We start from the raw sequence: 8010 nt of genomic DNA, 5'->3' as shown, positions 1-8010 counted from the left end.
GCCGGCGACGAGGCACGCGGCCTGGAGCAGCCCGGCGGTGCGCGCGCGGGCGACGGCCGCCGTACCGACCCGCCGGCTGTCGCGGGCGACGCGGCGCAGCTCGCGCTCCTCGCCGCCGGCGGCCACGATGCCGTCGCGGGCGCGGAGGCTGTCGGTGACCCGCCCTGCGAGCCGACCCCGCTGCCGTCGGAGCGCGGCGGCCCGCTCGTAGGCGTGGGGCGTCACCGCGAGCAGGGCGGCGACGAGGAGCACGAGCGGTACGCCGGCGGCCAGCGCCAGCCGGGGGTGCAGCGCCGCCAGCAGGCCGAGCGAGCCCGCGACGAGCGGCACCGCGGCCACGAGCGGCGCGATGCCCTCCGCGACCCAGCCCCGCACCGCCGTCAGGTCGTTGGTGGTGCGCGCGATCGTGATGCCGAGCGAGCGGGCGCCGGCGCCCCGCAGCGCGGCGCCGACGAGGCGGCCCCGCAGCTCGTGCACGTAGTCCTGCCCCAGCCGCTCGGCCAGCACGCGCGCGCCGTACGCCGTGCCCCCCGCCGCGGCGAGCACGACGACGAGCCCGGCGGCGACGGGCGTCGTCCCGCCCGGGGGCGCGGAGACGAGCGCCCCGACGAGGAGGGCGACGGCGACCGTCAGCGCGGCCTGGGTCGTGGCTGTGGCGACGAGCAGCCCCACCAGCCCCCGCCGCCGCCCGACGAGCAGCGCCGGGAGCCGCGGGGGTGGGGCCGTGGACGGCGCCGTCGGCCGGGTCGTGGGGCTCACGCCGCGGCGCGGGCGCGCACGAGGCGCGTCGCGACGGCGGGGTCGCACAGGTCGAACGTGCCGACCACCGGCACGTCGGCCGCGGCCAGCGCGCGGCGCGTCTCGCCGGTCGCGAGCGGGCTGGAGGTGACGACACCCGACGCGGCGGCCACCGGCAGGCCGTGCTCGCGCAGCACCGTCGTGCCGGCGACCGCGCCCATCGCGTCCTGGGCGGCGAACAGCACGGCGTCGACCTCGGTCGCGAACGACGGGTCGGCCACGAGCGCGGAGGTCTCGCCCTGGTAGAGCCCGTCGGCGAGCTCGACGACGACCACGTCGGGGCGGTCCAGCGCCAGCTCGTCGACGAGCGCGCTCCACAGCCCGCGCACCTCGGCGGGACGCAGCCGGTAGGTGCTGGGCAGGCCGAAGTCGGTGAAGTCGAGGACGCGCGTGGCACCCGCGTCGCGGAACAGGTGGGCGTCGTTGCCCGCGCCCGTGCCGGTCGCCTTGCCGGCGGAGACCACGAGGCCGGCCGCGGTCAGCCCGTTGACGAGGCACGCGAGCGTCGTCGACTTGCCCGAGTTCATGGACGTGCCGAGCACGGCGACGACCAGCGGGCCGCCGGCGGGGCGGTCGCCGAGGCGCCCGCGGGCGTCCACGCCGTACGGCGCGGTCCGCGCCAGGGTCACGACGCCCTCGGCGTCGGCCAGCAGTCCCAGCGGCTCGATCGCGGTGGCCTCGGCGATCGCCGCGTGCTGCTCGACGACGGTGCCCGCGAGGCCGCCGGCCGCGACGAGGTGGCAGGGACCGAGGTCGCCCGGCACCTCGGCGAGGAACTGGTCGGGGGCGTAGCGCGCGCCGTACGCCACCACGACCTCGTCGCCGGGGAAGAGCAGCTGGCGGCGCGAGCCGGGGCCCTCGAGGCGGGTGTGCTTGCCGATCGACGTCACCCGGGCGAGCACCACGTCGCCGGCGCGGGGGACGACGCCGGCCCCCGACACGAGCGAGTAGCCGGTGCCGCTCGTCGCGACGTCGCCCGCCACGTGGCGGGTCGTGTAGGCGAGCTTGGCGGCGCGCAGGCGGCGCGGGTCGAGGGTGCGGACGGTCCGGTCGGCGGCGGCGGAGGGCGCGGCGAGGGTGGTCATGACGAGGAGCCTGGGGGCGCCGGATGAGGCGACCGTGAGGCTTCCGTGAGACCTGTTCTCACCGAGCGACGCGCAGGTGAACGGCCCGTGCCGCGTCAGGCCCGTCCTGCGGTCAGTGCTGCACCTCGAGCACCGAGAGCTGCACGCCGTTGGCGTACGCCGCGTGCTCGACGAGCCGCAGCGGCGTCGTCGCCCCCGGGCCGTCGGTGGGGAAGAGGCGCTTGCCGCCGCCGAGCACGACGGGGAACGTGAGGAGGTGGTAGCGGTCGACGAGGCCGGCCGCCGCCAGGCCCTGCGCCAGGGTCGCGCTGCCGTGCACGTGGATCTCGCCGCCGTCGGTCTGCTTGAGCGCGGCGACCTCGTCGAGGGAGCGCAGCACGAGGATGTTGTTCCACGGCGAGCCCTCCAGGGTGGTGGACACGACGTACTTCGGCATCGCGTTGTACTCCGCGAACTCCTCCATCTGCGGCCACACCGGCGCGAACTCGTCGTGGCTCACCCGGCCCAGGAGCAGCGCGGTCGCGGCCTCGGTCTCGCGGCCCTTGATCTCGTACGCCGCCTCCTCGAACGGGACCTCCGCGAACGTCCAGCCCGCGTGCGGGTGGTCGCCGCCCCCGGGGGAGTCGACGACGCCGTCGAGGCTGATGAACTCGGTGACGACCAGGGGGCGCATGGCTCTCTCCTTCGGTGGCCCGCCGGGGGCGGGGGGTGCGGTACGGCGAGTCTGACCGCCGCCGCCGACGGAACTCATCGCGGGTCACCGGACGACGCGGGCCGGGCGCGCTCCCGCCCGGGACGTGGAGAGGCCCGCGGCGAGGCCCTCTGCTGGACACCACCGCGGGCCCACCCCCACTGTGCGCCCCCAGCCACCAGCGCGGCGCGAGAGCGCCACAACGGTTGCGCAACCGTCCACCGCTCGGCCTTGAGCCTGCGGGGCCGACCTTGAGCAGGCCGGGTGTTCCTTGCGCGCCGGTTCGTGGTGGGAGCGCCGCACTTTCCGCGGCGCTGGCACCACGAACGGGGTACGGCGGGTGGGCCCCCGCCGTACCGTGCCGCCATGCAGCCCTCGATGCTCGAGCTGGAGGTCACCGGCGAGGTGTTCTGGTGGCGCGGCCCCGCGCCGTTCCACTTCGTGGCCGTCGGGCCCGAGGACGCCGAGGAGATCCGGGCGCTCGCCGCGGTCGTCACCTACGGCTGGGGGATGATCCCGGCCCTCGTCACGCTCGGCGCGACCACGCTGCCGACGTCCCTGTTCGCGAAGGACGGCGGGTACGTCGTGCCGCTCAAGGTCGCGCTGCGGCGCGCCGAGGGCGTGGAGCTGGGTGACGTGGTGACGCTGGGCGTGCGGATCGGCTGAGGCTCAGCGCGACGAGGTGTCGCGAGCGTCGTGCGTGACGGGCCGCTCGGGGGCCGCGTCGCCGTGGCCCGCCTCGACCAGCGCGCTCGCGCAGGCGGCACCGAGGACGGCGAGCGTGTCGGCGTACACCGCCTGCCCCCGGGCCCCGCTGCGGTGGAACGCGGCACGCGCCCGGTAGAGCTGCAGGCGCAGGCCCGCGGACTGGCCGGCGTCGACGGCCTCGAGCCGGCGCAGGGCGCGGTCGAGCGCGACGTACTCGCGGACGATGTCGTCGCCCCCGTCGCGTGCGTCGGTCGTGTGCATGGCCCCCGTGACCCCTCGGTGCTGCAGTGGGTGGGTCGCGATCGCGGACCCGCGGCTGATCGTGCCACACCCCCCGCCCCCGCCGCAGGGCCTCTCCACCGTGATCCCGCCCGCTCCCCGACGGCCTAGCCTGACCGCGTGGTCGCCCGCTCCCTCGCCCTGTTCGCCGTCGCCGCCGTGCTCGAGATCGGCGGCGCCTGGATGGTGTGGCAGGGCCTGCGCGAGCACCGCGGCTGGCTCTGGGTGGGGATCGGTTTCCTGGCCCTCGGCGCGTACGGCGTGGTCGCGACCTTCCAGCCCGACGCCCACTTCGGGCGCATCCTCGCGGCGTACGGCGGGGTGTTCGTGGCCGGCTCGATCCTGTGGGGGATGGTGGCCGACGGCTACCGCCCCGACCGCTGGGACGTGGCCGGCGCCGCGATCTGCCTCGCCGGGATGGCCGTGATCATGTACGCGCCCCGCGAGGGGTGATCGGAATCCTGGGACGACCAGAGTGGTTGACTGTGCAACCAGATCGGGCCACCGCCCGGCAGCCGACCCACCGGAGGCACCCATGACCGTCCACCTCGGCCTCGACACGTTCGGGGACGTTACCGTCGACGACGACGGCCGGCCCGTTCCCCACGCCCAGGTCGTGCGCGACGTCGTCGAGCAGGCCGTGCTCGCCGACCAGGTGGGGGTCGACGCCATCGGCATCGGCGAGCACCACCGCGACGACTACGCGGTCTCCGCCCCCGACGTCGTGCTGGCCGCCGTCGCCGCCCGCACCGAGCGCATCCTGCTGGGCACCGCCGTCACCGTGCTGAGCTCCGACGACCCGGTGCGCGTCTACGAGCGGTTCGCCACGATCGACGCGCTCGCCCCGGGCCGCGCCGAGGTGACGCTGGGCCGCGGCTCCTTCACCGAGTCGTTCCCCCTCTTCGGCTTCGAGCTCGGCGACTACGAGCGGCTCTTCTCCGAGAAGCTCGACCTGTGGGCGGCGCTGCAGGCCGACGGCCCCGTCAGCTGGCGCGGCTCCGTGCGCGGGCCGCTCGAGGAGGCCGAGGTCTTCCCGCGGCCCACCGCCGGCCACATCCCGACCTGGGTCGGCGTCGGCGGCTCGCCCGAGTCGGTCGTGCGGGCGGCGCACTACCGGTTCCCGATGATGCTCGCCATCATCGGCGGCGAGCCGGAGCGCTTCGGTCCCTACGTGGACCTCTACCACCGCGCGTTGCGCGAGCTGGGCGACGACGCGGACGCGCCGCTGCTGCCGGTGGGCGTGCACTCGCCCGGCTTCGTGGCCGACACCGACGCCGAGGCCCGCGAGCTGCTGTTCCCGCACTTCAAGGCCAACCGCGACCGCATCGGCCGCGAGCGCGGCTGGGGCCCGGCGACCCGCGAGCAGTTCGACGCCGAGATCGAGGTCGGCTCGCTCTACGTCGGCTCGCCGGAGACCGTCGCGGCGAAGATCGCCCGCACCGTGCGCGGGCTCGGGGTGCAGCGCTTCGACCTGAAGTACTCCAACGGCCCGATGCCGCACGGCCGGCTCATGCGGGCCATCGAGCTCTACGGCACGCAGGTCGCCCCGCGCGTGCGGGAGCTGCTGGCCGACTGACGCGGCCCGGCCACCCGGCTCGCGCGGCGCCTCCGTGAGAGGTGCCTCATGGACGACTCACAGGTGTCTCACGGGTGAACGGCACCGTCCTCCTCAGCGCGCGGCGATCGCCGCGCCCACGAGGAGGAGCAGCCGATGATGAACGTCCCGGGCCGGGTCCTGATCGCCCCCAGCGGATTCAAGGAGAGCCTGTCGGCCGAGCAGGTGGCCGACGCCATCGCCGCGGGGGTACGGCGTGCCCTCCCCGGCGTCGTCGTCGACCGCGTCCCGGTGGTGGACGGGGGCGAGGGCTCGGCGCGCACCCTGGCCGGGGCGACCGGCGGCCGCCTCGTCACCCGCACGGTGACGGGCCCCGTCGGCGAGCCGGTCACGGCCACGCTCGCCCTGCTGGGCGGTGAGGCCCGGGGCACCGCGGTCGTCGAGATGGCCCAGGCCGCCGGGCTGCGGCTCGTGCCCGCCGGGCTGCGCGACCCCGGCGCGACGACGACCCGGGGGGTGGGCGAGCTGATCCGGGCGGCCCTCGACGAGGGGGCCCGCCGCATCCTCGTCGGGTGCGGTGACTCCGGCACCTGCGACGGTGGGGCCGGCGCGCTCCAGGCGCTCGGCGCGCGGGTGCGGGACGGCCGCGGCGCCGAGGTCGGGCCGGGCGGCAGCGCGCTGGCCGACGTCGCCTCGCTCGACCTCTCCGGGCTGGACCCCCGCCTGGCCGACGTCGACCTCCTCGTCGCCTGCAACCCCCACAACGTGCTCACCGGCCCGCGCGGCGTGGCCCGCGTGTTCGGCCCGCAGAAGGGGGCGACCCCGGAGCAGGTCGAGCTGCTGGCCGGCGCCCTGGACCGCTGGGCCGGGGTGCTGCGCCGCGACGGCGTGCAGGCCGCGGGCGTGGACCTCGCGACCGGGCCCTGCACCGGTGCCTCCGGGGGGCTCGGCGCGGGCCTCGCCGCGGGCCTCGGCGCCCGCCTCATGCCGCGCTTCGACGTGATGCTCGACCACGTCGACCTCGACGACCTCATCTCGCGCGCCGACCTCGTCATCACCGCCGAGGGGGCCGTCGACGAGCAGACGCCGCACGGCAAGGTGCCGGCTGAGGTCGCGCGCCGGGCCAAGGCGCAGGGCAAGCCGGTCTTCGCCCTGGCCGGCACCATCGGTCGCCGCGCCCACCACGTGCACGACATCGGCATCGACGCCGTCGCCTCGATCCTGCCGCTGCCGCTGAGCCTGGAGGAGTCGATCGCCCGCTGCCCGGAGCTGCTGACCGAGGCCGCCGAGCGCGCGATGCGCCTCGTGCTCATCGGGTGCCAGATGGGGGCGGCGTGAGCGTCGACGTCGACACCCGGCCGATCACCGTGGTGGGAGAGCACCCGCCGTACGAGGAGGGGACGCGGCCGCTGCCCGGTCGGCCGGGCCCGCGGCGTCCGGGGGTGCGGGTCTCAGGCCGCACCACCTGGGCGGCGGCGCTCGTCGTCGACGTGGCGGCGCTCGTGACGGTGCCCGACGGGCTGTCGCTCGACGCGCGGCTGGCGCTGCTGGCCTTCGGGGTGGCGACGGTGCTGTGGACGCTCACGGACCTCGACGCGGGGTACGTCGCACTCGGCGCCGGCGTGCTCGCCACCGTGCCGGTCGGCGGGCAGGACGCCCTCTTCGCCTCGCTCGGCAACGACGTCGTCTGGCTCGTCGTCGGGGCCTTCGTGGTGGGCGGGGCGCTGGCCCGCTCGGGCCTCGCGGGGCGGCTCACGGCCGCCGTCGTCGGCCGGGCCCGGACCGTGGGCGGCACCTTGTGGCTCGTGACCGCGGCGATCGTGCCGCTGGCGTTCCTCGTGCCCTCCACCTCGGGTCGCGCAGCCGTGCTCCTGCCGGTGCACCGCGCGCTGGGCGAGCACCTCGACGGGCCGCGGGCCGCGAGCGGCGGGGGCGGGCAGCGGCGGGTCACCCGCGCGCTGGCCCTGCTCGTGCCCAGCGTCGTCCTCGTCTCCACCGTCGGCACGCTCGTCGGGGCCACCTCGCACCTCGTGGCCGTCGACCTGCTGCACCAGGCGACGGGGGAGACGATCTCGTACGCCGCGTGGGCGCTGTGGGGCATGCCGTTCGCGATCGCCGCGAGCGCGCTGACCTGCCTGGCGGTCCAGCTGCTCTTCCTGCGGCGCGACGAGCGGCGGCGGGCGGTCGTCGTACCGGCCGCGGAGCGGGCGCCCTGGAGCCGTGCGGAGCGGGTGGCCGGCGCGGTGCTGGGGCTCGCCCTGGCCGGGTGGCTCACCGAGCCGCTGCACGGCCTCGAGATCGCCACGGTGACTCTGCTGGCGGCCCTCGCGCTCTGCGCGCCGGCGGTCGGGGTGATGACGTGGAAGGAGGGGCTCGGCGAGGTGTCGTGGTCGCTCGTGCTCTTCGTCGCCGGCGCGCTGGCGCTCGGCGGGGCGCTCGTGTCGTCGGGCGCGGGCGACTGGGTCGTCGGCGGCCTCTTCGCCCTCAGCGGGGTGGCGGGGCTGACCTCGCCGCTCGCGGTCGTCGCGGTGCTGGCGCTGCTGAGCGCCACGGCGCACCTCTACGTCACGTCGCACACGGTGCGGGCCATCGCGCTGGTGCCGCCGTCGCTCTACCTCGCCGCCAGCCTCGACCTCGACGCGGTGGCGGTGGTGTTCCTCGTCAGCATCGGCATCGACTACTGCCTGACGCTGCCGGTCAGCTCGAAGGCGCTGCTCGTGTTCGCCGACGCCGACGACCGTGGCGACGGGTTCGCGCCGCGCGACCTGCTGCGGCTCTCGGCGGTGCTCCTGCCGGCCTGGGTCGCGCTCGTCGTCGTCACCTACGAGGTGTGGTGGAGCCGCACCGGCCTGGCCCTGTGAGGGTTCCTGTCACGGGCCGGGCCGGCGCGGCGC

9 protein-coding genes are annotated in these 8010 nt (G+C 76.6%); 5 read left to right on the top strand and 4 right to left on the bottom strand.

Annotation, left to right across the window (positions count from 1 at the left end; genetic code table 11):
* The 3 genes from KK617_RS14335 to KK617_RS14325 all read right to left on the bottom strand — a co-directional run.
* The coding region (locus KK617_RS14335) for an ABC transporter transmembrane domain-containing protein (RefSeq protein ID WP_277500764.1) at positions 1-759 on the bottom strand (759 nt) is incomplete at its 3' end.
* Positions 756-1883, bottom strand: coding sequence for a hypothetical protein (locus KK617_RS14330; protein ID WP_277500763.1), 1128 nt, complete (start codon positions 1881-1883; stop codon positions 756-758). The genes KK617_RS14330 and KK617_RS14335, both read right to left, overlap by 4 nt.
* Before the next feature lie 112 nt (positions 1884-1995).
* Positions 1996-2556, bottom strand: coding sequence for a dihydrofolate reductase family protein (locus KK617_RS14325; RefSeq protein WP_277500762.1), 561 nt, complete (start codon positions 2554-2556; stop codon positions 1996-1998).
* 384 nt (positions 2557-2940) lie between these two features.
* Between KK617_RS14325 and KK617_RS14320 the strand changes: the two genes are divergently transcribed.
* A complete protein-coding gene (locus KK617_RS14320) occupies positions 2941-3240 on the top strand; it encodes a DUF1905 domain-containing protein (protein ID WP_277500761.1) in 300 nt (99 codons plus the stop codon).
* 3 nt (positions 3241-3243) lie between these two features.
* On the opposite strand, the gene KK617_RS14315 is transcribed toward KK617_RS14320, so the two are convergent.
* The gene (locus KK617_RS14315) at positions 3244-3543 is read right to left on the bottom strand and encodes a hypothetical protein (RefSeq protein ID WP_277500760.1); all 300 of its coding nucleotides are present in this window, start codon (positions 3541-3543) and stop codon (positions 3244-3246) included.
* A gap of 138 nt (positions 3544-3681) precedes the next feature.
* Between KK617_RS14315 and KK617_RS14310 the strand changes: the two genes are divergently transcribed.
* From KK617_RS14310 to KK617_RS14295, 4 genes are all read left to right on the top strand, one after another.
* Positions 3682-4014, top strand: coding sequence for a YnfA family protein (locus KK617_RS14310; RefSeq protein WP_277500759.1), 333 nt, complete (start codon positions 3682-3684; stop codon positions 4012-4014).
* Between the two features lie 82 nt (positions 4015-4096).
* Positions 4097-5137: an LLM class flavin-dependent oxidoreductase gene (locus KK617_RS14305; RefSeq protein ID WP_277500758.1), complete on the top strand. Its 1041-nt coding sequence runs from the start codon at positions 4097-4099 to the stop codon at positions 5135-5137.
* A 135-nt stretch (positions 5138-5272) separates the two neighbouring features.
* Positions 5273-6454 (top strand): glycerate kinase, encoded by a 1182-nt coding sequence (locus KK617_RS14300; RefSeq protein WP_277500757.1) that lies wholly within the window; start codon positions 5273-5275, stop codon positions 6452-6454.
* Positions 6451-7977, top strand: a complete 1527-nt coding sequence (locus KK617_RS14295) for an SLC13 family permease (protein ID WP_277500755.1) — start codon at positions 6451-6453, stop codon at positions 7975-7977. The genes KK617_RS14300 and KK617_RS14295 overlap by 4 nt, the downstream gene beginning before the upstream one ends.
* The last annotated feature ends 33 nt before the right edge of the window (positions 7978-8010 follow it).

Origin of the sequence: Nocardioides sp. ChNu-99 (assembly GCF_029493445.1) — a bacterium.
Classification (GTDB): domain Bacteria; phylum Actinomycetota; class Actinomycetes; order Propionibacteriales; family Nocardioidaceae; genus Nocardioides.
Note: the sequence above shows the minus strand (reverse complement) of the source record. Positions and strands in the feature narration are given on the sequence as shown.